At 43.9% G+C, this 24,154-nt stretch carries 20 protein-coding genes and 1 pseudogene; 3 read left to right on the top strand and 18 right to left on the bottom strand.

Going from position 1 to position 24,154, the window contains the following annotated elements:
• Positions 1 to 9: 9 nt before the first annotated feature.
• The 3 genes from DYD54_RS03090 to DYD54_RS03080 form a co-directional block, all read right to left on the bottom strand.
• The gene (locus DYD54_RS03090) at positions 10 to 2,817 is read right to left on the bottom strand and encodes a transferrin-binding protein-like solute binding protein (RefSeq protein WP_063513708.1); all 2,808 of its coding nucleotides are present in this window, start codon (positions 2,815 to 2,817) and stop codon (positions 10 to 12) included.
• 344 nt (positions 2,818 to 3,161) lie between these two features.
• Entirely contained in the window at positions 3,162 to 4,595 is a 1,434-nt protein-coding gene (locus DYD54_RS03085) for a porin family protein (RefSeq protein WP_084260582.1), read from the bottom strand.
• A gap of 85 nt (positions 4,596 to 4,680) precedes the next feature.
• Positions 4,681 to 5,091 (bottom strand): DUF2726 domain-containing protein, encoded by a 411-nt coding sequence (locus DYD54_RS03080; protein ID WP_228703585.1) that lies wholly within the window; start codon positions 5,089 to 5,091, stop codon positions 4,681 to 4,683.
• A 204-nt stretch (positions 5,092 to 5,295) separates the two neighbouring features.
• Between DYD54_RS03080 and DYD54_RS03075 the strand changes: the two are divergent.
• Positions 5,296 to 5,805, top strand: a pseudogene (locus DYD54_RS03075) (transposase).
• A 70-nt stretch (positions 5,806 to 5,875) separates the two neighbouring features.
• On the opposite strand, the gene DYD54_RS03070 reads toward DYD54_RS03075, so the two are convergent.
• The 13 genes from DYD54_RS03070 to DYD54_RS03005 form a co-directional block, all read right to left on the bottom strand.
• On the bottom strand, positions 5,876 to 6,139 hold the full coding sequence (locus DYD54_RS03070; protein WP_063513705.1) for a hypothetical protein: 264 nt from the start codon (positions 6,137 to 6,139) through the stop codon (positions 5,876 to 5,878).
• Complete coding sequence (locus DYD54_RS03065; RefSeq protein ID WP_167541385.1) at positions 6,115 to 6,540, bottom strand: YdcF family protein; 426 nt, start codon at positions 6,538 to 6,540, stop codon at positions 6,115 to 6,117. The genes DYD54_RS03070 and DYD54_RS03065 overlap by 25 nt, the downstream gene beginning before the upstream one ends.
• Positions 6,541 to 7,092: 552 nt before the next feature.
• Entirely contained in the window at positions 7,093 to 8,196 is a 1,104-nt protein-coding gene (locus tag DYD54_RS03055; RefSeq protein ID WP_063513702.1) for an SPOR and LysM peptidoglycan-binding domain-containing protein, read from the bottom strand.
• Between the two features lie 142 nt (positions 8,197 to 8,338).
• Positions 8,339 to 9,664, bottom strand: coding sequence for a bifunctional tetrahydrofolate synthase/dihydrofolate synthase (folC, locus tag DYD54_RS03050; RefSeq protein ID WP_228703584.1), 1,326 nt, complete (start codon positions 9,662 to 9,664; stop codon positions 8,339 to 8,341).
• Between the two features lie 171 nt (positions 9,665 to 9,835).
• Positions 9,836 to 10,726, bottom strand: a complete 891-nt coding sequence (gene accD / locus DYD54_RS03045; protein WP_063513700.1) for an acetyl-CoA carboxylase, carboxyltransferase subunit beta — start codon at positions 10,724 to 10,726, stop codon at positions 9,836 to 9,838.
• A 114-nt stretch (positions 10,727 to 10,840) separates the two neighbouring features.
• Complete coding sequence (gene trpA, locus DYD54_RS03040) at positions 10,841 to 11,674, bottom strand: tryptophan synthase subunit alpha (RefSeq protein WP_063513699.1); 834 nt, start codon at positions 11,672 to 11,674, stop codon at positions 10,841 to 10,843.
• Positions 11,675 to 11,686: 12 nt separating this feature from the next.
• Positions 11,687 to 12,304, bottom strand: coding sequence for a DUF6037 family protein (locus DYD54_RS03035; protein ID WP_063513698.1), 618 nt, complete (start codon positions 12,302 to 12,304; stop codon positions 11,687 to 11,689).
• 23 nt (positions 12,305 to 12,327) lie between these two features.
• Complete coding sequence (gene trpB, locus DYD54_RS03030) at positions 12,328 to 13,539, bottom strand: tryptophan synthase subunit beta (protein ID WP_063513697.1); 1,212 nt, start codon at positions 13,537 to 13,539, stop codon at positions 12,328 to 12,330.
• Between the two features lie 23 nt (positions 13,540 to 13,562).
• On the bottom strand, positions 13,563 to 14,312 hold the full coding sequence (locus tag DYD54_RS03025) for an SDR family NAD(P)-dependent oxidoreductase (RefSeq protein ID WP_063513696.1): 750 nt from the start codon (positions 14,310 to 14,312) through the stop codon (positions 13,563 to 13,565).
• A 21-nt stretch (positions 14,313 to 14,333) separates the two neighbouring features.
• Entirely contained in the window at positions 14,334 to 15,116 is a 783-nt protein-coding gene (locus tag DYD54_RS03020; RefSeq protein WP_063513695.1) for a TSUP family transporter, read from the bottom strand.
• 9 nt (positions 15,117 to 15,125) lie between these two features.
• Entirely contained in the window at positions 15,126 to 15,929 is an 804-nt protein-coding gene (locus tag DYD54_RS03015) for a Fe(II)-2OG oxygenase family protein (protein WP_218563636.1), read from the bottom strand.
• Positions 15,930 to 16,114: 185 nt separating this feature from the next.
• Complete coding sequence (locus DYD54_RS03010; protein ID WP_323807418.1) at positions 16,115 to 16,768, bottom strand: phosphoribosylanthranilate isomerase; 654 nt, start codon at positions 16,766 to 16,768, stop codon at positions 16,115 to 16,117.
• An 18-nt stretch (positions 16,769 to 16,786) separates the two neighbouring features.
• On the bottom strand, positions 16,787 to 17,446 hold the full coding sequence (locus DYD54_RS03005) for a DUF4230 domain-containing protein (protein WP_063513693.1): 660 nt from the start codon (positions 17,444 to 17,446) through the stop codon (positions 16,787 to 16,789).
• 154 nt (positions 17,447 to 17,600) lie between these two features.
• Between DYD54_RS03005 and DYD54_RS03000 the strand changes: the two genes are divergently transcribed.
• Positions 17,601 to 19,328 carry a proline--tRNA ligase gene (locus DYD54_RS03000; protein WP_063513692.1) on the top strand — a complete coding sequence of 576 codons (1,728 nt, stop codon included), beginning with the start codon at positions 17,601 to 17,603 and terminating at the stop codon, positions 19,326 to 19,328.
• Positions 19,329 to 19,407: 79 nt separating this feature from the next.
• Here DYD54_RS03000 and DYD54_RS02995 read toward each other — a convergent pair whose 3' ends face one another.
• Together DYD54_RS02995 and DYD54_RS02990 are read right to left on the bottom strand one after the other, a co-directional pair.
• Positions 19,408 to 20,463, bottom strand: a complete 1,056-nt coding sequence (locus DYD54_RS02995) for a type I glyceraldehyde-3-phosphate dehydrogenase (RefSeq protein ID WP_063513691.1) — start codon at positions 20,461 to 20,463, stop codon at positions 19,408 to 19,410.
• On the bottom strand, positions 20,456 to 22,321 hold the full coding sequence (locus DYD54_RS02990) for an AAA family ATPase (protein WP_063513690.1): 1,866 nt from the start codon (positions 22,319 to 22,321) through the stop codon (positions 20,456 to 20,458). The genes DYD54_RS02995 and DYD54_RS02990 overlap by 8 nt, the downstream gene beginning before the upstream one ends.
• 273 nt (positions 22,322 to 22,594) lie before the next feature.
• On the opposite strand from DYD54_RS02990, the gene exaC reads away from it, so the two are divergent.
• Positions 22,595 to 24,112 (top strand): acetaldehyde dehydrogenase ExaC, encoded by a 1,518-nt coding sequence (exaC, locus tag DYD54_RS02985; RefSeq protein WP_063513689.1) that lies wholly within the window; start codon positions 22,595 to 22,597, stop codon positions 24,110 to 24,112.
• Positions 24,113 to 24,154: the final 42 nt, after the last annotated feature.

Raw genomic sequence — 24,154 nt, 5'->3', positions numbered from 1 at the left:
GTCTCATCCTTACTTCTGTTTCGTTTCATCTTCTGTGGTTTTTGTGCCATAGAATACCGCACCGCCAACAACCGTCTCATCATCATTTAAAGTCTGTTCAAAACTGAACGAACCGCCCAAATGTTTGGCATTCTCGCCATAGAATGCTCCAGTCAGATTGTTACTCTCAACTGTTAGGATTTGTTGGTTTTGCTGACGACCTTTATCCAAATAAATGCCATTGGCACGAGTCGTGGCTGTACCACTAAAGCCATTACCATCAATTGTGGCGTTTAGATTAAAGGCAGGTTCAATGCCTGATTTTTCAGTCAGTGTGCCAGTCAACTGTTTAGTACCAAAATCCACTTCAAATTTTGCCTTACCGTCGTACTCGCCATAACCTGCTTGCGACTGCCAGTGATGACCGATTCTGCCATGCCAAGTACCTTGATAATTAGCTTGACTTTGATTGGCTATCTGACTGACCGGGGTGCGTTGACCCAGTATGTATAGACCTGTCAAAGACTCTTCAATGCCAATCAAGCCAAACCCAGCTTGAGATGAAGAGTTGTTTTGTGGCAAATAGGCGGTGAGATTTGCCATGTTTTCGCCATCGAATTTGCCGCCTTTGGCAAGCAATTCTACCAATTTGGCAGTTGTTTCTTCATCTTCAGCTTTTAATTGTTCAATTAATAATTTAGCCTGCTTTTCAACCTCAGTGCGTTTGTCTTCTGTGTAGGCATTTTTAATTTTATCGATGACTTGTGCTTTTAGTTCTTCCAAATCATCAACATCCGTACCCGACACTTCACTTGCACCATCTGTCGCATTCTCCACACGCTCATCGTCATCTTCTGTAAGATTTTGTGGAGTTTCGCCAGACTCTTCATCACCACCAAAGTTGCCGTTTTCTATTGCAAAGCTGTCTAGGAGATCTTTTAGCTCTTGTTTTTCAGTTTCAAGCTTTGCTTTTAAGAGAGCTTTTGCCTTAGTAATTTGATCTTGAGTGTGGCTTGGTGTTGATTGTGCCACTAGGTTTTGAACCAAGAACTCTTTTAAATTTTCTAAGTTATCACTGTTAAATTTATCGCCTGTGACAAGCAAATCTAGAATATCATCAGCAGCCCATTTTCTTTCTTCCTCATCTGAGTCCACCAAGCGATTAAACATATCCTGCAGGACTTCTGCTAAATTTTTCTTACTACTCTCATCGTTATAGCCTAATAAAACCTTTTCAGTAATTTGCTTTCTTAAGGTCGCTCTATCTTGACTATTTTTTTGGTAAGAATCAAGCAGAATAGTCAGCTCTGCTTTTAGCCCATCCATTTTTTCAGTCAGTTTTTCTTTAGCAGCTTCAAGTTGTTCTGCGGTTGGTTTGGCAGGCTCGCCAACTTTGTCTTTATTCGTCACTTTAACATTTTCAGCAGGTTTGCTTTTTGCCGTCGTCTCGATGGTCTTGGCAGTCTTACTGACCGAACCCAATCTTAGAACGCCATCACTGCTACCAAAACTGGTGATGACAGCTGTTTGTCCTGTTGGCAGTTTAACAGATTGCTGAGTTGTTTTTCCTGCTTCTTGAGGTAAGAGCGTGATGGTGTGATCACCAAGCTGCAGCTGATCCACATTACCAAAGTTCACCAGCGATAACACTTGTGACTTTTGTGCAGGGTTGACAGCCTTGTCTTGGGTCAGCTCGACATAAGCACCACCAAATACCTGCTCAAGCTTCTCAACTTTCTCAGGGTTGTCCTGCTTGCCAGCAAATACCGCAAAGACAGAATTGTCATTGGCTAGAAACTTACCTGCCAATTCCTCAGCGTTTTCACCATAAAACCCACCTTCTAGGCGGTCATCGGCATTTTTATTAAAGAAGTTGGGTTCTAGAAAGCTACTTTTGGTATTCTTAGCAATGGCAGAACCCACAAATCGATTTCCCTTGATGGTCGCATCAATATCATAGCGGTCTACATAGGTCTCTGGACTGCTGGCAATCGCTTTTTGCTTGGTAGATAGTGTGCCAGTCAGCTCCTTGGCGTCAAAATCAGCTTTAAAGACCGCACGATGATTGCCCTGTCTTGGACTTACCTGACCAAAGACTTGCTCGGCAAAGCTGGTCGCACCGATTTCATCACCAAAGCCGCCGTCCATCCCATAGGCTAAACCACCACCGAACGCTTGGCGACCTGTATTCTCTTTGATGGGAGACTCTCTTATTCGCTTGACATCAGTCACGAAATCCCAATGCCCCGTATAGTTTGCCACACCTTTGGCAAGCCCTGTGGTTGGATTTTCACCATAATAGTACAGATAGCCATCGCCTTTGGTATATCGCTTAGGCTGGTCTGTATCCTCATCAGTTATAATCGTCTCATAAGGACGCAAACCAGCAAAAATCCAACCAGCTTTTACAAACTTATATTTATCATCGCTCTGATGTATATTTTCATCCTTATAGCGCTCTTGTAACTCTTTGGTTAAAGCTGGCAAAGGGTTGGCATGAGCGGTCTTGATGTTATTTTCATCAAGTGGCACATGCTCTTCTAGACGAGTCCGTTTTTTCTTATCAAGAGCCAGATTACGCTTTGGAATCGCCAAAACACTGCCCAACACTGGCATGGTTAGGCGACTGTCTGCTTTATTCTTAGTATCAGCATTGGCATTGTCATCAGCCTTATCGGTTGAGACATCCTTTGATTGGTCAGACTTCTCAATCATCCTAGACTGACCGATGACAATGGTACTTGGGTTGTTAAAACTGCCACCACCACAGGCTGATAGCATCAATGAAGTCACAGCCACCGCCAAAGGCAATAGGCTAAATTTGGTACTCTTAGGCATAACCACTCCCTACTTTAAAAAGTCAGTAAAACAGCATCAAACAATAAAACAATCATTTGATCTTAGTGATCAAATAATGATAACAATAACAATTCTTATTATATAGTTAAAGAATTAACAATGCAAACCTTTTTTATAATTTGTGCAATGTTCTTGAAAGATAAGCAACCTGTAAATACAATTCACTTAACGCCAAACATGCCACCTAGTACCTTTGGCATCATATGATGAACGATGAATCAAAATTGGCGAAAGCCGTGTTGAGACGATGACAAAAAAATCAACAAACTAAGACGACATCAATCGTGCAAGACTTGCTGATTTTAAAGATGATGTAAGTTTTTTTAAAATTGGCGACTCACCTCTAAGAACACACGACTTTTATCGTAGCTGTACAGTGCGATGTTGCTGTCATTTTTTTGGTATTGCCAAGTCAATTTCGGCGTTAGCCCTAAGTAGCTCAGCTTATTATGCCAAACACTGATGTTGGTAAAATACTCATCACTTGTTTGGATTTGATTAAAAATCGGCATCGGTCCATGATAGCGTCTTTGGGAAAAATTCAAACTGCCACGTACACCGAAATCATGCCACCGCTTGGTAATTGAACCTTGTATGCCGACACGGGTATAGGAGTCATCTTTATCCCGGGTTTTTGCCTGTCGATAATCCGCACCAACACCGACCCAACCACTTTCTCCCAGCCAGTTAGGACGCGTAGAAAAGGTCGCTCTGGCACTGACACTATGACCTGATAAATGATGTCTGATGTTATGATGATGTTTGGCAAATTCAACATTAGTAGCAAGCTGGCTTTTTTTACCAAGCTGTCTTTGACTGCCAATACTCACACCCAGCGTGTCCGAAAAATGCTTTAATTCATTAACACCCTTTTTACCACCAGCATACCAAGAAGTCTCCACAAAAGGCGAAACAGATAAGCTACCCCCAGTATGGTTTTTGACAGTGTTGACCCCTAGGCGAAGCTGCGTTTCATTATAATGCTTAGCATCACGAAAGAGCTTGCCACTCATCGTAATAGAAGGTTCTAGCGTCATGCCACCTTTGAGTAAAACTTTCTTTTCCATACCTGCATTGATGGCGACGCCATGTGCTTGCTCAGCAGCGTTTGCCGTCCAGCCACCACCCAAATCGGTCTGATTGGGTGCATTGTTAATGTTTTTATCAACAATTACATTGCCAGAAAAATACACCGATGGCTTGGTTAAATTCGTTAAGGCTTTTTGGTAGGCACGCATTTCATGGACAATATAATCTGGTTGCTCTGCAAGCAGTTGTTCGGCTTCTAGATATTGACGATTGGCAAACAAACTCTGAATCAGTCTAACGGCAAAAAGAGCATTATTGGGGTATTGGTTATGCAAAGATTGGTAGATTTTGCTGGCTTGGCCATGTCTGCTTTCCGCACCTGCCAGCACGGCACTGCCCCAGTCAACCATTTCAGATTCAATGATTTCACTCGGCTGTTTTTGGTAGATGGGCAATAATAACCGAGTTCCAGCCACATCATTAGCCACCAGCACCGAAAGCATTGCTCGAGACAGTAAGGTTGGGTTGGTCAATAGCATCTGTTCATCCACTGAAAGCATGACGTTGGCGGGCTGCGGTGATATTGGCAGTCCTGAGTCGATAGGTGGTGCTATGTCAGGTATTTTAATATCTGATTGTAGACGGCGATCATCTTGCGTATCAGCATGTGCAACATGAACAGTAAACAGGAAAACAGATAGGACTAATCGGCAAAATGGAAAACGCATGGCAACTATGGGCAGTTAGGATAGGGATAAGAAAATAAATGATACTTATTATTATTCTTTTTGTCAAGTAAGCCTCACTACCAGACTATCCAAATTGCCTAATAACTTCCAACACATCAACACGCAACATGTCAATACCAGGCATTTTCTCCGCATGAAAACGCATGATGGGAATGCCTGCACTGGACAACGCCTTATCCTTCTTAGCATCTTGTCTTTGGCGAGCTTGGCTATCGTGAGTCCAATCATCCAGCTCAATGGCAACCAACACTGTTTGGCAGTCTTTATCAATTAATACAAAATCCACACTCTGGCGACAGACACGATTGAACCAAAACTGCCGATCTTGCCCTGCTTCATCACTTGGTTTAATGATGCGTGAAAGTTGCACTTGACTAAAAATCAGAAATTCAGGCAATGCCAATTGTAATTTTTTAAAAAACAACACTTCACTGTCCGTCATGATTGGCATTGTCTCAAACGGCCAGACGGTCATGTCATCACCTCTAACCGTTTTTAACTTAGGCTGTTTTAGACAATGCACCCAAACCACAATGCCTAGCATCAAGAAAAAAAATACAACCACCAACAACACGATAGATATAGACAACATAAAAACGGTACTCACTGCCAAATAAACACATTAAAAATAAAAGGGGCAGTGGCAGATGACACAATGTAAGATACTACAAATGGGAAGATAACCCATACTAAATTAAGTAAAAAAGTACAAAAAAGATTGCTTGAATTTTTGTACTTGGAGTAACTGCTCTTTTGACAGCTTTATTCTACCATAAAATCAGACTTGTGATAGAATACAATCTCAATCTTGAAGCTCAAACCTTGTTTGATGGAGAGATAGGCTTGATAAAAGTTATTTTGGTGGTGTCTGGTCTTTTAAAGCGAAACGGTAACGTTTTTGTTGTTGTCAAAGACATCAAAACTGACACTTTAATGCCGATTATTGCAAGCAAAATTAAACCTGATGGTATTTATATACAGACTACTACAAAAGCTACAATGCTCTTGATGTGAGTGATTTTAATATTTTAGAATAAATCATTCAAAAGAGTTTGCATAAAATCACAACCACAAACAGCATTGACAAGAAACACTTTTCATCTTTTCATCAAAGAATGCAAGATTCATTTTAACTATGATGCACCGCCTAATCAACTTAAAATACCTAAGAAAACGGTGTGGGATTTAGGATAATCCGGCACAGTCCTAAGCAAAAGAGCAACATCGCACCCTACGCCACTCACCAAGCGATGATTCTGTCATTGAAAATCACTTTTTGTGAAAAGCCCTGAAACTCTGACAACATTCACATAGGGGTACAGTGCTTCGGTCTTTGCTTTTTGAGGATTTAATGGCTCGCCACCACCAACAGAATCAACGACTATCGGATAATGAACATGGTCGGCATAACTTTTTAATACAGCACTGGCTCTTGGTATGTGCCCTCGCGTCGCTACCGCCAACACTCGTTTGCCTTGATAACGACGCATCAGAGTGATCATGCCAATGGCATTGCCTGGCATATCCCTAGCCTGGTCATCCAAAAAATACGCTTCCCATCGATGCCATGTGCCACAAGCCAATCCGCCATGACTTGAGATTCAAAAAAAGGTGTTTTGACCGGACCGCCACTGACAAAAATGATGGCATCAGAAAAGCGATCGGCCATCTTTTTTGTTAAGTACAGACGCTTCAACATACCCGCACTGGGTGTTTCATCCAGATTGGGTGATGAACCGAACACAGCGATGGTGTCTGGTATTACTTGCGATTTAGGTTCATCATCATATGATTGTTCCAGCCACACCTCCACGAAAGCGAACATGTTGGTAGGTTTTTCAGCCAAATGAGCATCAATACTTCCAAGCCATGCCAGACGACTCTGCTCCTGATTTTTATCCTCTAACACACGACATGCAAGCACCGTCATCGCCAAAGCATGCTTATCAAATGGGTTTCTCGTTAGGACAAGATCTAGTTGAGATAATGCCTGCTGATATTCTTTATTGATGAAGTAAGCTTCGGCTTGTAGGCGATAAGTATCTAAATGATCGGGATGCTCTTGAGTTTTTTCTGTAAAGAATCATACAATGCTTGCCATTGCCAACGGCAAAAAAGCACGACATCATCTTTTAAGTAAGGGTCGTGCTCATAATCAGCACCATAACGCCGACAAGATTTTCAATAGCAACCCCACGGCCATCTGGTTTGGCACTAGGGGGTGGCAGAGGCCGAATCAACGACACATCTATTCGCTGGTTAGCGATTGGTAGATGGGCGTGGATTGTACCAGTTAAGCCCAAGCAGAACAACGCAAGTGATATTACGATGAGTTTAGATAGCATGAATGCTCTTTAATATACCAACGCTAACCATCATACCATTGCTTAGTTACATTCTTCTGACAAATCAAAGCTGGGTGTTTCTGGTAATGACTGGCGAAAGATGACTCATCAATCTAAACGATCATTGAAAATCATTTTTCCAACTTCTTAACCCACGCCCCACTGGCATCCACTCTTGAATCCTTGGCGAGTTTTTGCCTAATAGCATTGGCTTCATCATAAGAATCTGCTGAACCAATCAAAACACGGATGCCCCGAGATGTCTGGCTGGTACTAACCTGATAGCCTGCGGCACGGTATTTCTTAACCACCTCATCAACTTTTGCTTTATCAGACGAGATGGCAACTTGTACGCTATAATTGTAGGCAACTGCCGTGTTATCTGCCTTCTGTTCGGACTTGGTTTCGGATTTTACTGTTGAAGCGTTGTTTTGAGCACTCCTTCTTGTCTGCTGAGCATCTTGCTTAATTTTGTCGGTTGAGGATGATGATGGGATGGTAATGATGCGACCCAATAATAAGGCGTCATGACGATTCATGTCATTTGCTGCTGCAAGGACCGAAACAGGAACACCATATGTGCGAGACAAGCCACTCAGCGTATCGCCTTTGGTGACAGTATGCCTACCCTTATTTGAAGTATCATTGCTTGTGGCAGGCTTGCTTTTTGTCTTAATCTGCATGGTGCTTTTTTCTGCCTGTTTGTCTTGTTTGGTATGATTGGTTTCTTTGTTAGCAACTTCTTTTGATTTTTGTTCAGCAAGTTGTCGCTCTTGGGCAGCTTTTTGTTCAGCAACTCTTTTTTGTTCGGTCACTCTTGCTGCCTCTACCGCTTCTGGACGAGTTTGCACGACAGGCATGGCTATCATCTCGCTTTTAGAAGCATTGTCTGCACTGATTTGTGATTGGGTCGTTGGGCTAGTCTCTTGCTTGGCTTTATCCAGTGCCAACATGCGAGCATGCTCTTGTTCACTAAGCAATGCATCAGCCTCTTTAGCAAGCTGCTGATTATAAAGCTCTCTTTGCTTTCGCTTTTGAGACAAAATTTTTTCTTCGGTTTCCACATCTGCCGTCAAAGGCACAGCCACAGGTCTTGCTGGCACTTGGGTTGTTGTAACAACTTGCTCTGGCACATCATCACTTTTGCTGGATTTGCCATTTTGCACCACCGCAAAAATTGTTACCGCACCACCAAACAACAATACCAAACTTAAAATTACTTGTTTTGCAATCATAAAGCACCCCACTCGTCTCTCACAGGAACTTACTAAAAATCCATCTGCTTAAAAATGGCTAAAAATACAATGTTTCTGCAATATTGTCAATCCATCGCCCGTGCCGCCATGTAGCAAACAAGTTCATGACAGTACCAACACCTCATTTGAATGACATCAAAACCTCGCTAACGGTATGGAATGAACCAAATACCAATATCATGTCTTGGTCGTTACTCATCTCAATCACCCCAGTGCTTGCCAAATTCAGATCGTCATAAGTGATGATGCTTGCCGACGATAAATGACGGTTCATGAGATTTAAAATGTCAGTCAACGCCATCGCTCTTACATGATCAATCATAGCGACATGCCAGGCAGCAATCTTAAACACACCCTCGTCAATATTCGCCTGCACCAAGTCTAATACCGAGGCAATGTCTTTATCTCCCAGCATGGAAAAGACGGCGTGAAGCTTGGCATTTGGGCAGATGCGTTGATGTTCATGCCAATATGGAATGAATTGTTCCAATAAAAAACCCATGCCATGGGCATTATGAGCAACATCAAATAGCCATTTTCTGCCACCAAAATTGCGATGATCAAATCGTCCCGGCAAAGCCACAGTTCTTAAACCCTGTATAATTGCCGCTTGACCAATACCCAAAGATGATGCCAATACTGCACTGACTGCGTTTGCTGCATTCATCAAAGAAAGCCTTGGCTTGGGCAATTTGAGGGTTGCGCCAGCCGATGAATGATACCAGACCTCTTGATACTCATCAAATTCGTAATCCCTGCCCAGTTGGTACGATTTGGCGTGCCTCATCCGAACCATCTCCAACACACTGCTAGGCAGAATCCTTGCACCCAAGATGACAGGAATGCCATCACGAATGATGCCTGCTTTTTCAAAGCCAATTTTTTCAAGGTCATCCCCCAGCCAGTCAACATGATCAACACCAATATTGGTAATCACTGCCACATCAGGATCGATGATATTGACCACATCAAGTCGTCCACCCAGACCAATCTCCAATACCCAAACATCGCAGTCAGCTTCCTTAAAAATCAACAAGGCTGCCAGTGTCGTCATCTCAAAAAAAGACAAGCTTAGACCCATGTCAAGACGAGCCTGCTCAACCTTTGCCAAGGCACGCACCAAGGATATCTCATCAGTCTGCTTACCATCAACGCTCATGCGTTCGGTAAAATTAACCAAATGCGGTGATTGATATAAGGCGGTTTTTAGCCCTGCCGCTTGACAAATGGCACTGATGGTGGCAGTTGTTGACCCCTTACCGTTTGTGCCAGCAACCGTGAATACATAAGGGACATTAAGCATCCCCTTTTTCAATACCCCCAAACGCTTAGCAACTGGCAATACGCGTTCAAGCCCCATGTCAATTGCAGATACATGAATATTGGCAATGTATTCTAGCCAGCTTGCTAGGTTGTCATTTTCTGTCAAATGCTTGGTTGTTCTCATGGTCTTTATCATATGGGTTGATTCATAAAGAAAACGCCTGCATTGCAAGCGTTTTGACTCAGTGATTATAGCATAGCAACGAACAAAACACACTGACATGCGTCTTGACAGATTTTATCGTACTTTTTGATACGAGCGGACTGTTAGCTTAGAGCAACATCAAGCAGTCGTTTAAGCATTTGGCAACTTACATAGTTTGGTCAGCAGACGATGCACCGTATCAATCAATTGATGGCGATGCACCACCATATCAACCGTACCTTTTTCCAATAAAAATTCCGCTCTTTGAAATGGTTCATCAAGCACTTCTCGTACCGTCTGCTCAATCACTCGCTTACCTGCAAAACCAATCATTGCCTTAGGCTCAGCGATATGTACATCACCCAACATGGCAAGGCTTGCTGTCACACCACCATAGACAGGATTGGTCAATACCACCACATAAGGCACGCCAGCAATACGCATCCTTTCAATCGCTGCCGAAGTTCGTGCCATTTGCATGAGTGACAGCAAACCCTCTTGCATTCTGGCACCACCAGATGCAGCAAAACACACCAAAGGCTTGCGTTCCGCCAAGGCTTTTTCGGCAGCCAAAACAAATCTATCCCCAACAACGGAACCCATCGATCCGCCCATGAATTTAAAATCAAAAGCGCAAGCGATCAGTTCTAGGTTTTTGATTTTGCCCTGCATGACGATTAATGCTTCAGATTCACCCGTCGATGCTTGGGCTTCTTCCATGCGCTTAGGATAAGGCTTAGAATCCAAGAAATTCAATGGGTTGCCCGCCTGAAACTCTTGACCCAGCTCAGCATCCACACTATCAAAAAACCAGTTAAGGCGCTTTCTGGCAGACATCGTTAAGTGATGATCACAATCAGGGCAAACATACTGATTAAAAATTAGCGAAGTATTGGTCGTCAAAGAATGGCAATTTGGGCACTCAGTTGACGGCTCAGTATCTACCGCAGATGGTGTGATGACTCGATCCTGCTTGATGCCGGGTACAGAGCGGTTCAACCACACGGTTGGCTCTGCGATGGTTTCGGCTTGATTTGACATAAAAAATCCTATCTAGTGTAACTGTAAAATTTGATATAGTTTACACTTGTATTATTTATTTGGCAAATGAATTTTATGAGCACGACTTATTAAGCGACCCAAGCATTCAAATAATCAAATGCCATCAATCGCCGCACGCAGCTCATCCATCTTAACAAGCAAATTAGCACATGCTTGATCAATCGCTGCCTGATCATCTGCCGCCACACCAGCAAAATTTTTGACAAGCTCACTGCCGACAATCACACCGTCTGCAAATTTTGCCACCGCTTCGGCGCTCTCGCCGTCTCGTATGCCAAAACCCACACACACAGGCAGGTCGGTATCCGCCTTAATCGCCCCGACTTGCTTACCCACATCTTCCGTATCTAGGGCGTTTGAGCCTGTTACGCCTTTGACTGATACATAATAGATAAAGCCTGAGCCGTGTTCTAACACCGCTTTTCGGCGTGCAGGCTCGGTCGTTGGGGCAAGCAAAAAGATTTGGTTAATGTCATGCTCGGCTAAAGCTTTGGCAAAATCGCCTGTTTCGTTGTTTGCCACTTCGTTAGGCGGTAAATCCACCATGAGTAGACCGTCCACGCCATTGGCTTGGCATAACTTTAAAAATTCGCCATAACCGATAATCTCAATGGGGTTTAGGTAGCCCATCAGTAGCACAGGCGTTGTGGTGTTGGTTTTGCGAAACTCGCCCACCATGTCAATCGCCCCACGAGTACTTGTACCGCCCGCCAATGCTCGCTCGCCAGCTAGGGCAATGGTTTGACCGTCCGCCATAGGGTCAGAAAACGGCAAACCAATCTCAATCACGTCCGCCCCGTGAGCGACAAGCTCGTGCATTAAGTCTACCGTAACGCTTGGGGTTGGGTCGCCTGCCATGATGTAGGGGATTAGGGCTTTTTTATTTTGCTGTTTTAGAGTAGCAAAGGCTTTTTGAATTCGGGTCATAATTTTTTCCTATTATTCTCTAAATGAAAATTCATCACCTGCATTTCTAGTTAGGAATTCTAAAGAATTTTCAGTTGGATTAGTAGACCAAACAGCAGTTATATTCTCTCTATAACATTTTTGCCTAACTTCATTACCAAACACATCTTCTATTTTATCTAAAGATTGGACACTTGGTCTAACGCGTCTCCAATAGTGAAAAAAAGGTCTTTCAACATCATTCCTACCATATCTTTCGGTTGAGAACCTGGCATTTGCTAACAATGCCAAGATCTCACAATCATCCGCACCTTCAATGCATTCTTGAGTTACTATTTGCAATAAATTATCAATTAATGCTGAAAAAAATTGCTCATTAGTGTAATTTTCGTCATTTCTTAATGATTTAGAGATTCTTATATAAATATCATTTGGTATATATGTATTTATGTAATTTAAATTCTCTCTATTAGTTTTGATACTAAGATTCCATGCACAATTATAGTTTTCAATACCAATGAGCATTGATTTTGAATTAGCAAAGAAAATACCTCTAACATCTAATTCATTAAATCTATAAGCAAATAAAAAGCTATTATTTGTTTTGTTTTCACAAAACTTGATTAGCTCATTTAGATTTTCGATATTCATTTCAAACCCTTATTACCTCAATATCAATCCATTTCAATCCCATCCACTTTCATCACCGTATGCAAATCTTTATCGCCACGCCCTGATAAGTTGATGATGATAGATTTGTCTTTGCCCATTGTTTTGGCAAGTTTTAGCCCATAAGCCACCGCGTGCGAGCTTTCTAGGGCAGGGATAATGCCTTCGGTTTTGGTCAAAATACGAAAGGCTTCTAGAGCTTCATCATCATTGATGACAGGGTAATTGACACGCCCAGCGTCCTTTAAAAAGCTATGCTCAGGGCCAACACCGGGGTAGTCAAGCCCTGCCGATATGCTGTGCGTGTGCAAAATCTGACCGTCATCGTCCGCCATCAGATAGGTGCGATTGCCGTGCAACACGCCCACACGCCCTGCATTTAGGGGGGCAGAATGCTCGCCTGTGTCAATGCCGTGTCCGCCTGCTTCCACGCCATAAATCGCCACGTCATCGTCATTTAAAAACTCATAGAACAGCCCTATGGCATTAGAGCCACCGCCCACGCACGCCACCAGTGCGTCAGGATTTTTTCCTTCTTTTTCAAGGTGTTGCATTTTGGCTTCACGCCCAATAATCGCCTGAAAATCACGCACCAGCACAGGATAAGGGTGTGGACCTGCCACCGTGCCGATGACATAATAGGTACTGTCCACGTTCGTTACCCAGTCTCGCATCGCCTCATTCATTGCATCTTTCAATGTGCGAGAACCACTTGTAACAGGCACGACAGTCGCCCCCAAAAGTCTCATACGATAGACATTCATTTTTTGGCGTTCTACATCGTCCGCCCCCATATAAACCACACATTCTAAGCCAAGCCGTGCCGCAATCGTTGCCGTTGCCACGCCATGCTGACCTGCTCCTGTCTCAGCGATGATACGCTTTTTACCGACCATTTTGGCAAGTAGGGCTTGACCGATGGTGTTATTGACCTTGTGAGCCCCTGTGTGGTTTAGGTCTTCTCGTTTTAGGTAGATTTTGGCACCGCCAGTTTCTTCGCTTAATCGCTTGGCAAAATAAAGCGGTGTGGGGCGACCGACATAATTGACCAAATCATCATGAAACTGGGCCCAAAAGTCAGGGTTATTTTTAACGGATAAATAAATGCGTTCTAGCTCTTCTAAAGCGCTCATCAAGGTTTCGGACACAAAACGTCCGCCATGAATGCCAAAATGACCTGAGGCGTTGGGGTATTGGGTAAAATCGGTATTGCTCATCTTTTTCTCTTTTAACGAATTGTTTAGCCTTTATGGACCGTAAGACCTGCGAAAGTCTGCGCCGTTGGCATGACTTCCAAGCGGTTTATGTTGATATGTTTGGGCTGATTGATCAGCCATAATACCATATTACTGATGTCTTGTGGGCGGATAAATTCCACATTCTCATAGACCTTGCTTGCGCGCTCATCATCACCGTGAAAGCGCACATTACTAAACTCTGTATCGCCGCACAGCCCAGGCTCAATGTTGGTAACTCGCACATTCTTACCAATCAAATCAGCACGAAGATTCAGGCTAAACTGCGTCACAAAGGCCTTCGTCGCGCCATAGACATTACCGCCAAAATACGGGTAATTACCGGCAATCGATGAGATGTTAATAATCAGTCCGTCATTCTTTGCTACCATATTCGGTAATATCTCATGCGTGATATTAACCAGTCCAAGTGTATTGGTATTAATCATCGTCTGCCAATCGCTCATGCTCGCCTTATCAGCAGAATCTAGCCCCAACGCCAGCCCTGCATTATTAATCAGCACATCGATGTTTTGTCGTAGTTCGGCTGGCAGGCTTTGTAAAGCGGCTTTTGTCGCGGATATGTCACTAACATCAAAGCATAGCGGAATAAAATTATCGCCAAGCTCATTTTTTAGCTCATCAAGTTTATTTTGACGGCGGCCTGTGCCAATGACAGTAAGGCCATTTTTAATGCAATCAATGGCAATTTGCTTGCCAAAACCTGATGTTACGCCTGTGATTAGAATGTTCATAAGTTTTACCCCAAAAGTCAATCAAAAAATAAATTTATAAACCAAAGTTACCATCATAAGACCAACCGTAACAACCAAAACTTTTTTGATGATTGCTCCATCGCTTTTAATAGCATGCAGACTACCAAAATGATTACCCAACAAATTAGCAATAATCATAGGTATGCCAATTGCAAAAGCCATTTTTCCTGCGATTGCAAATGCGACAAACGCCCCAATATTTGATGAAAAATTAAAAATCTTTGAAGTAGCTGATGCTTGTAATAATGATAAGGAGTTGATTAGATATAAAGCAATAATAAAAATACTACCAGTTCCTGGACCAAAAAAACCATCATAAAAACCAACCAATAAACAAGTAATAAAAACTGCTAAAGCAGATTTTTTTATTTCTCCTTGATTGTCTTTTACAATTTTACCCTTAAACAAGGTGGCTATCAATCCAATTGGCAAAAAGGCGAAAATTATATATTCAATAATATGGCTTGGAAACATTAATATGGCTTTTGCACCTATAAAAGCTCCTATCAGTGCAGAAACAATACCTATAGGTACAATTTTCCAAATAATAGATTTAGCTTTAATAAAATTCTTGATAGCTGCCACAGTTCCAATTGTGCTTACCAATTTCTCTTGACCAAGTGCCAATTGAGGAGGCAAGCCCACCAACATAAATGCAGGAACCAAAATTAAACCAGCCCCACCAGCAACAGCATCAATATAACCTGCTATAAATGAAGCAAGAATTAATAAAGTCAAACCAATATAAAAATATTGTGCAATAATACTACCATCTACAAACATAACAACTCCTTACAAAAATAATGGTGCAGATAAATGATGATGACAATCTTGAGAAATAAGATAAGAACCATCTGGCTTATAGTACAAACCAAATACTCTTATTAACCATCTATCAGAACCATTAAATTCTGAAACAAAGCCATTTCTAGTATGCAATACTCTTTGGTTGTCAAATGTTATTATCTGTTTTGGCTGAAGATACAATTCAATCCATTTTGAATTATCAAGACTTGATTTCTTAAAATTTTCTAATGCTGATTGATGTATTGGGTTTTCGGAAAAAACATTATGATAATCAAATCTAGAAATATATTTTCCCTTATCAACCGACAATAAAGGAACATTTTTAAGATTTGATTTTTTATCAAATGATGCTGGTCTAGAGACACAAAAACATTCTTCTTGTAATAAATTTATATCCCTATGGCTAAGACTTGATATGATATCATCAAGCTTAATAATACTTGTTGCAACACCCTCTTGTTGCCTTAAACACAATAATGATAATGTGTCTGGACATGGAGATACCTTTCTATAAACTTCAGTCCTGATGGCTAAATCTGGATTATCTACATGAGGCAAAAAACTTTCCTTAGAACCATAAGAGCTAATTTGTTTTTCCATACCTTCTCGTGGTACGACATGACGCAATAACTTACCATTATTTTCCCCCTCATAAACCACAGGGTACAATTGCATGCCACTTAAATATGAAAATAAGCTTTGCGCCGTTTCAATAATTTCAGTCTCATCAACAAAACCGCTTGTAGCAGGCGTCAATGGTAAAACATTATCTACATCCAAACCATCCAACACATAACCAACATCTTGAAGCGTACGAATTTTTTTGCAAATTCGTCATCTCTAGTGTGATCATGATGATAGAACCGTGCAACAATTTCATTGTTCGTCATTTTTAAAACTCCATATTAAAAAATGAGAACTAGATACTACATAATTATGGTTTATGCGTCAAGATAAATTTTATAATATTTTTCTTATTTATAACTATTATTTATATAATTCATAAACCGCCCCATTCTCTCCCCACATTTTACCCCCTTTGCCTTTTCAATACCACCACTCACATCAAGTCCATATAGGCGATGAGCAAGCTCATTTTGGGTAATGCTTGCGACATTATCAGGGGTTAGTCCACCTGCCAAGATGATGGGTAGCGTTGAATTGGTTGGGATCTTTGTCCAGTCAAAGACCTGTCCCGTACCGCCAAATTTATCAGGATGATAAGCATCCAACAGAACGCCGCTGGCGCCATGCGCTTTTAATTCGTGGATTTGTGTAAGTAGGCTCTCAACTGTGTCGGATTCTTGGACGCGAATCGCCTTGTACCAGCGTTTTTTGGTAAGATTGGCAAGTCTTTGGCAATCCGCTGCAGTCTCATCGCCATGAAACTGCACCACATCGAACGGCACAGTATTGCTAAGCTGTACGAACTCATCTTCTGCCATGTTAACAACGAGCGCCACCACATTCATAAAAGGCGGTAAATCTGCCACCAAACTGCGTGCAGCAACCATATCCACATATCTAGGGCTTGGCGGATAGAACACCAAGCCCACCGCATCCACGCCAAGCGCTACCGCCACCTTTAGATCCTCACTTCTGGTAAATCCACAGAATTTTACTTTCATTATTATCCTTGGTTATCCCTAGCTCTTTGATGGTGCTTGACACGCGCCTGCACCTTGGCTCACCACATCAACGGTCGCACCTGTCAACACAAACAGACCTTTGATTTGCTCTGCGGCATTATTCGCCGCCATCGTCATGACGTCGCCTTGACAGGCTTTTTTTAGCACTTCGTTTTTTGCTGATAGCTGGGCTTCGCTGAGAATTTTTGGATCATTATCCACCACACCAAAAAACCCTGTCTGCCAGTCATAGACTTCAATATCATCCAAATACACAGCGAAGACTTCTGACGGTGGCACACTGACCGTCACATGCGTCACAGGATCGCCCTGTGAATCGGTGCGCTGAGCCACTTGCACCATTTCGCTAGAGATTTTAGATAGGTCCACGCCCGCCAATACACGCCCATGCGCCACGAACAGACCCTTTTGTTCATCTTGCCACAGCTTCTGCCAACTACCCTCTTTACTGGCGGTGATGACCGTATCGACAGAGAACGCCACAGACTGCAACCTCGATAGCTTCTGGATGTCTGTAATGATGCCATCGCGAGTCACGACATGAACATCAGCTTCGCTCTTACGATCATATAACGCCTTGACAAATAATACTGTCGCAATCAACAAAACCACCACAAGCGCCGCATGGAAGAAAGTTAACTTTGAAGTGTTCGCCATAATACCATCCAATTAATGAATTTAGTGAGAAATTTACCATAAATATAAGGATTATGTGTAATTTTTTCAAAATTCTTAAAATTTAAGTTGCATAACGGGTTAAATTTGCCGTAAGATAACCTATTTTATCAAAATTGTATCGTTAAGGGTCATCATGAAAGCCAGCCAATTTACCTTTGCCACTTTAAAAGAAACACCAAGCGATGCTGACATCATCTCAAGCCAACTCATGGTGCGAGCAGGGCTGATTCGTAAACTTGCCTCAGGCCTGTATGTCTGGATGCCGGCGGGTCTGCGCGTCCTTAAACGCGTCGAGAAAATCGTCCGCGAAGAGATGGAGCGCATCAATTCTCAAGAGCTATTGATGCCTGTAACACAGCCTGGCGAGCTTTGGCAAGAGTCTGGACGCTGGGAAGATTATGGTGCAGAGCTACTGCGCTTTAAGGACCGTCACGGTCGTGATTTCGTTCTAGGGCCAACGCACGAAGAAGTCATCACCGACATCGCGCGCAACGAACTAAAAAGCTACAAGCAGCTGCCTGCGACCTATTACCAAATCCAAACCAAATTCCGCGATGAAATCCGCCCTCGCTTTGGGGTGATGCGCGCGCGTGAATTTACCATGAAAGACGCTTATTCATTCCACATCGACAAAGACAGCCTTGCTGAGACTTACCAAGACATGTACGACGCTTACAGTCGTATCTTTAGCCGCCTTGGTCTTAATTTCCGTGCGGTACAGGCTGATACTGGCTCGATTGGCGGCTTTGCCAGTCACGAGTTTCATGTTCTAGCTGACAGCGGTGAAGATGACATCGCATTCTCAAGTGAATCGGACTTCGCTGCTAACGTTGAGCTGGCTGAGGCGATCTGCACAGATGAACGTGCTGCATCCACCGAAGAGCGTCGCGATGTCGATACGCCAAACATGCCAACCTGCGAAGAAGTCGCAGAACATCTAGGCATTCCACTTGCCAAGACAGTTAAGACGCTAATCGTCAAGGGTTCATATTCAGAAGATACGCCAGACATGCCAAAATTAGTGGCACTCATCCTGCGCGGCGATCATACACTTAATGAGATCAAAGCTGAGAAAATCTCCCAAGTCGCCACACCGTTCGAGATGGCAAGCGAAGAAGAGATCAAGGCCGCCGGTCTCATCAAGGGCTACATCAGTGCAGACTTGGCAGAATTCAATATCCCTGTATTCGTTGATCGAAGCGCCGCTGCGTTATCGGACTTCGTCTCTGGCGCCAATGCGGTAGACAAGCACACCGCAGGCATGAACTGGGAGCGTGACGCCGCCATCACTGCTGTCGTGGACATCCGTAATGTCGTTGATGGCGACCCAAGCCCAGATGGTAAAGGCGTCATCTCTATCAAGCGCGGTATCGAAGTTGGCCACATCTTCCAATTGGGCGACAAATATTCAGAAGCCTTAGGCTGCAAAGTGCTTGGCAAAGAAGGCAAACCTGTCACGCTGATGATGGGCTGCTACGGTATTGGCGTAAGCCGTATCATCGCCGCTGCCATTGAGCAGAACCATGATGACAATGGCATCATCTGGGCGGACACACCAAACCCTGATGACAACATCGCGCCGTTTAGCGTTGCCATCGTGCCAATGCGCTCAAAAGACGGCTCAGCTGAAGCCAAAGCCGACGAACTGTACAACACCCTAAAAAATCAAGGCGTGAACGTTCTACTAGATGATCGCGATGAGCGTCCTGGCGTGAAATTCGCTGATCTTGAGCTAATTGGCATTCCGCACCGCATCGTAGTGTCTGAGCGCAATCTTGCTGAAGGCAAATACGAATACGTCAAGCGTGACAATGGCGAGAAAGTCATGCTAAGCTTAGATGAGCTACTTGCCAAATTCTAACTAGTGATAATAAAAAACAGGCTTCGATTTTAAGCCTGTTTTTTATTTAATCCCAATCCGACAATGTCAAATTTATCAATCAAGCATTCGCCAAGATAATACACATCTCAAGCAAGCGATTAGCATACCCCCATTCGTTGTCATACCATGCGAATATCTTAATTTGCTCACCTGACTGCATGATTTGTGTTGCATCGACCACCAATGAGTGCGCATCGCCAATAAAATCACTCGACACCAAAGGCTCATCGGTATAGCCCATGATTCCTTTTAGCTTGCCAGTACTGACCAACCTTAGAAATTGTGAAACCGTATCAGCATCGATGGGCGTTTTAAATGTGCAATTGACATCAATCGCTGCCACATTGATGGTTGGCACGCGAATGGAATGACCGTTAATTTTGTCTTTTAGGAATGGTAACACGCGTTCAGTTGCGTTGATGCTGCTTGATGTGGTAGGGATGATGTTATGCCCTGATGCTCGTGCACGTCTTAGATCACGGTGCGCTTGATCAAGGACATTCTGGTCCGCGGTGACCGCATGAATCTCCGTCATCATCACGCTCTGAATGCCAAACTGCTCATCCAACACTGACAGGAGCGGCACCAACGCCTGTGTGGTGCAAGAGACGCCCGAGATGATGGGTAGATCACGATTTAGCAGATGATCATTCACACCCAGCACAATACTGGCATTAACCTCATCAAAAGGCGCTGCACCGACAATCACCTGACTTGCACCCGCTGCACGATGACTCGAAGCATCCTGATATGAGCGGAATCTACCTGTGCATTCTAGCACCACATCAACAGATAAGCTCTGCCAAGGTAGATCTTTTGGATTGCTTTTGTTTAACAACAAAACACACCACTCATCGCTATCTCTAGATAGTACCAGCCAAACACCTGCATCTTCGTAAGACAGGCGCGCTTGAACCCCTAATGATGACAGTCTGCCATGCGCACTGTCAAATTTTAATAAATGAAGCAGCGCTTCTGGGTCTGCCACATCGTTGATGGCGATGATGTCGATATTGGTGAATTTATCAGTGTCTTTTAAAAAAGCGCGCAGGACATTGCGCCCAATCCGGCCAAAGCCGTTAATCGCTAAGCGAATTTTATTAGAATCAGTCATTCTTGTTCTCGCTCACATCATCATCCTTACCTTGGGCTTGCTTATCGATGAATATCAGCGCAAGACGCACGACATTATAATCATAACCCAACATCTCGACCATAGGGCGCAGCTTCACCCCGTCCACAAATTCGCCCTGTGCTTCTAGCTTCTCATAGGCCCGAGCCACCGCTTGCAGTTTCTCATCATCTGGTCGTATGTGATCGCAGTCTAATGCACCATCCATCTCATGTAGCTGTGCGATGTGGTTGATGATGGTCGAGACAGCAAGGCTGCGCTCGGCTGATATCTCACCCACATCCAGTCCTGCCTCGAGTAATTTTCTCGTCTTTTGGAGTGTCTCGCCCGCTTGTTTTTTTGGCTTATCCAGGTGAGCAGCAGGAATGTCATTTTCTTTGATGTGTTCGCGCCTGGCGATGGCTAATTTTTGGGCGGCGATGCGTTTTTCGTTGGCCATGATGATGTCTTTGCGAGTGATGCCATCACAGATCTCGATAAAAGTATCATGAATTTTCATGAGCGTCTCATCATCCAGACTGGCAAATTTCGCCTCTTGTTCGGTGGCGATTTCTTGTAATCGCTTATCCACTCGGAACACCCATTCATCGAGCAGTAGGCTTTTTTGGTTAAAGCCTAACAACTTCAATCCATCCAATGAGCGCAGGCGTGACAGCGCCACATAGCCTTGACCCATCTCAAAGGTGCGCGACAGATCAATCTCGGCAGCATCTAAGGTCATGCCTTGGGACTTATGTACCGTAATTGCCCACGCCAAGCATAGCGGTACTTGGGTGTAGCTTGCTAGCACCTCGCCTTCATTATTCTCCATCATCCATTCTTCTGGCTCGGCGATGACCTGACGTCCGTTATTTAGGCGCACCACAGGATAAGTACCAACAACGCTTGACCCTAAAGGACTCTCATCATCAATTAATGACGTAAAGTCGATCACCTCACCCATGGTGCCATTCGAGACGGCAAGGTTTGGGTTGTTCTTCACGAACATGACTTTAGCGCCCACTTTTAGGCTTAACACATCGGGCGCACGAACGCTTTTTTTGAGAGAATCCACCAAGATCTTATCGCCTGTCGTCATGGCGTGAAATTCTTGAGCGTCGCCATCTATCTTGGCGATCTCAGATTCATTAATCTCATCAACATTGGCATTATGCGTATATAGACGCGTGCGGCTCATGGCGATGTCGTTGAGCTCGCTCGCTCGCAGCGTACGGATGGCGGTCTCGGTGACTTCTTGACGGCGGATTTGATTTAGGATGTCATTTAATGACAGTCCAAATCGCTCGGCTTCATCTTGAGCGTTCTGGCGATGCTGTTCGGTGAGATAGCACACTTGAAAATTCGCCTCGAGCCAAGCTTTAGCCATAAAGGCAAATTTCTCTTTATTGGTTTCGCCTTTTTTGCCAACAGGAGGCAACTGAAAAAAATCCCCCGAGAAGATCACCTGGACACCACCAAAAGCCTGATTGTCCTCACGCAGCGACTTTAGGATGTCATTGAGTAGATCCACCTGCTTGGCGTGCAGCATGGAGATCTCATCTACAATGAGCACCTTGGCATCCTTAATGCGTTCATAGACGACCTGACGAGACTTTAGGCGCTTAAAATCCCCCACCTCAAAGCTGTCCTTAATGCCCATGCCAGACCACGCGTGAATCGTCATGCCATTCATGTGCGTGGCTGCTATGCCTGTACTTGCCGTGATGGCGACAGGAATGCCACGCGCGCGCAGATAGTCAATGTATCGATTAAGAATATAGGTCTTGCCCGCCCCTGCTTGACCTGTCAAAAAGACGTTTTGCCCTGTTTTTAGAATGTCTAATGCGGTGGATTGTTTCATGAAATGGGTATCAAATTCAACGATAAATTAATAAATTAAAACAGGTTAGGATAGCACAGTTTTGCTGATTTTTGGGCGAATTGACCATCCATTTGCACAAAATTTACAAAAAATTCATCCTGATATTTATCGGTAATTTTCACCCAAAGTAATTACAAAACTTTACAAAAACCTGGGTGCAAAATTGTTCACTATTTGCTATTGTATAGACGTGTGGCAATCACACAACAACAAAACAACGCGCTGTATTTTGGTTTTAATTAAGGACAATTTATGAAATACGATACCCCCAACACCCCCAACTCCCCTGTCCAATTCCGCAAACAATACGATAATTTCATCGGTGGCGAATGGGTCGCCCCAAACAAAGGACAATATTTTGGCAACACCAGTCCTGTAGATGGTGCGCTTATCTGCCAAGCAGCGCGCTCTGACGAGACCGACATCGAAAAAGCCCTAGATGCAGCACACGCTGCCAAGGACGCATGGGGTCAGACCAGCCCGACCGAGCGCGCCAACATCCTATTAAAGATGGCGGATAAAATCGAAGAAAACTTAGAAAAAATCGCCATCGCTGAGACTTATGATAACGGCAAGCCCGTTCGTGAGACTTTAGCGGCGGACATTCCATTGGCTGTCGATCACCTGCGTTATTTTGCAGGCTGTATTCGCGCCCAAGAAGGCGGGGTCAGCCAGATCGATAACGAGACGGTTGCTTATCACTTCCACGAGCCTCTGGGCGTGGTGGGTCAGATCATTCCATGGAACTTCCCAATTCTGATGGCAATTTGGAAAATCGCCCCTGCATTGGCTGCCGGTAACTGCATCGTGCTAAAACTTGCTGAACAAACACCTGCTTCATTCTTATATCTGCTTGACACCATCGGCATCAATGACATCCTGCCAAAAGGCGTGCTAAACGTCGTCAACGGCTTTGGTCTTGAGGCAGGTAAGCCGCTTGCATCTAATAAGCGCATCGCTAAAATTGCCTTTACCGGCGAGACGAACACAGGTCGCCTGATCATGGGCTACGCCAGCGAGAACCTGATTCCTGTCACCCTAGAGCTTGGCGGTAAGTCGCCCAACATCTTCTTCGAGGACATCTTGGATGAGGACGATGAATTCTTGGATAAAGCAGCAGAAGGCTTGGTGATGTTCGCACTTAACCAAGGCGAAGTATGTACTTGCCCATCACGCGCATTGGTGCATGAGAAGATTTATGATAAATTCATGGAACGCTGTGTTGAACGCGTCAAGAAATTCAAACTTGGTAGCCCACTTGACACAGAGACCATGGTTGGCGCACAGGCGAGCGAGGAGCAACTTAAGAAGATTCTGTCTTATCTCGACATCGGCAAACAAGAAGGCGCCAAGGTACTGGTTGGCGGTAAGCAAGACAAGCGCGACGAAGAAGGTTACTATGTACAGCCTACCATCTTTGAAGGTGATAATGACATGCGCATCTTCCAGGAGGAGATCTTCGGTCCTGTGCTGGCAGTTACTAAGTTTAGCAGTGACGAAGAAGCGATGCGCATCGCTAACGATACACTATATGGCTTAGGCGCAGGCATCTGGACACGTAATGTCAATAAGGCATATCGATTCGGTCGTGGCATCCAAGCAGGTCGCGTATGGACGAACTGCTACCACGTCTATCCTGCGCACGCTGCCTTTGGCGGTTATAAGCAATCAGGCATCGGACGCGAGAACCACAAAATGATGCTTGATCATTATCAACAAACCAAATGTATGCTAGTCTCTTATAGCACCAAGCCTACAGGATTATTCTAATCGATTAAGTGAAAATCGATTAAATAAAAAAATACCCCAAAT

Origin of the sequence: Moraxella ovis, from assembly GCF_900453105.1 — a bacterium.
Lineage (GTDB): Bacteria > Pseudomonadota > Gammaproteobacteria > Pseudomonadales > Moraxellaceae > Moraxella > Moraxella ovis.
The sequence above is the reverse complement of the archived record's forward strand: the minus strand, read 5'-3'. Positions and strand labels throughout refer to the sequence as shown.

Coding starts and splice junctions, on each gene's coding strand:
- trpA (WP_063513699.1), bottom strand. CDS start 11,674: ATGACCCGAATTCAAAAAGCCTTTGCTACTCTAAAACAGCAAAATAAA.
- DYD54_RS03070 (WP_063513705.1), bottom strand. CDS start 6,139: ATGCCAGGCAATGCCATTGGCATGATCACTCTGATGCGTCGTTATCAA.
- DYD54_RS03020 (WP_063513695.1), bottom strand. CDS start 15,116: ATGTTTGTAGATGGTAGTATTATTGCACAATATTTTTATATTGGTTTG.
- DYD54_RS03025 (WP_063513696.1), bottom strand. CDS start 14,312: ATGAACATTCTAATCACAGGCGTAACATCAGGTTTTGGCAAGCAAATT.
- DYD54_RS03005 (WP_063513693.1), bottom strand. CDS start 17,446: ATGGCGAACACTTCAAAGTTAACTTTCTTCCATGCGGCGCTTGTGGTG.
- DYD54_RS03090 (WP_063513708.1), bottom strand. CDS start 2,817: ATGCCTAAGAGTACCAAATTTAGCCTATTGCCTTTGGCGGTGGCTGTG.
- DYD54_RS03010 (WP_323807418.1), bottom strand. CDS start 16,768: ATGAAAGTAAAATTCTGTGGATTTACCAGAAGTGAGGATCTAAAGGTG.
- trpB (WP_063513697.1), bottom strand. CDS start 13,539: ATGAGCAATACCGATTTTACCCAATACCCCAACGCCTCAGGTCATTTT.
- DYD54_RS03080 (WP_228703585.1), bottom strand. CDS start 5,091: ATGACCGTCTGGCCGTTTGAGACAATGCCAATCATGACGGACAGTGAA.
- folC (WP_228703584.1), bottom strand. CDS start 9,664: ATGAGAACAACCAAGCATTTGACAGAAAATGACAACCTAGCAAGCTGG.
- DYD54_RS02995 (WP_063513691.1), bottom strand. CDS start 20,463: ATGACTGATTCTAATAAAATTCGCTTAGCGATTAACGGCTTTGGCCGG.
- accD (WP_063513700.1), bottom strand. CDS start 10,726: ATGTCAAATCAAGCCGAAACCATCGCAGAGCCAACCGTGTGGTTGAAC.
- DYD54_RS02990 (WP_063513690.1), bottom strand. CDS start 22,321: ATGAAACAATCCACCGCATTAGACATTCTAAAAACAGGGCAAAACGTC.
- exaC (WP_063513689.1), top strand. CDS start 22,595: ATGAAATACGATACCCCCAACACCCCCAACTCCCCTGTCCAATTCCGC.
- DYD54_RS03035 (WP_063513698.1), bottom strand. CDS start 12,304: ATGAATATCGAAAATCTAAATGAGCTAATCAAGTTTTGTGAAAACAAA.
- DYD54_RS03055 (WP_063513702.1), bottom strand. CDS start 8,196: ATGATTGCAAAACAAGTAATTTTAAGTTTGGTATTGTTGTTTGGTGGT.
- DYD54_RS03000 (WP_063513692.1), top strand. CDS start 17,601: ATGAAAGCCAGCCAATTTACCTTTGCCACTTTAAAAGAAACACCAAGC.
- DYD54_RS03085 (WP_084260582.1), bottom strand. CDS start 4,595: ATGCGTTTTCCATTTTGCCGATTAGTCCTATCTGTTTTCCTGTTTACT.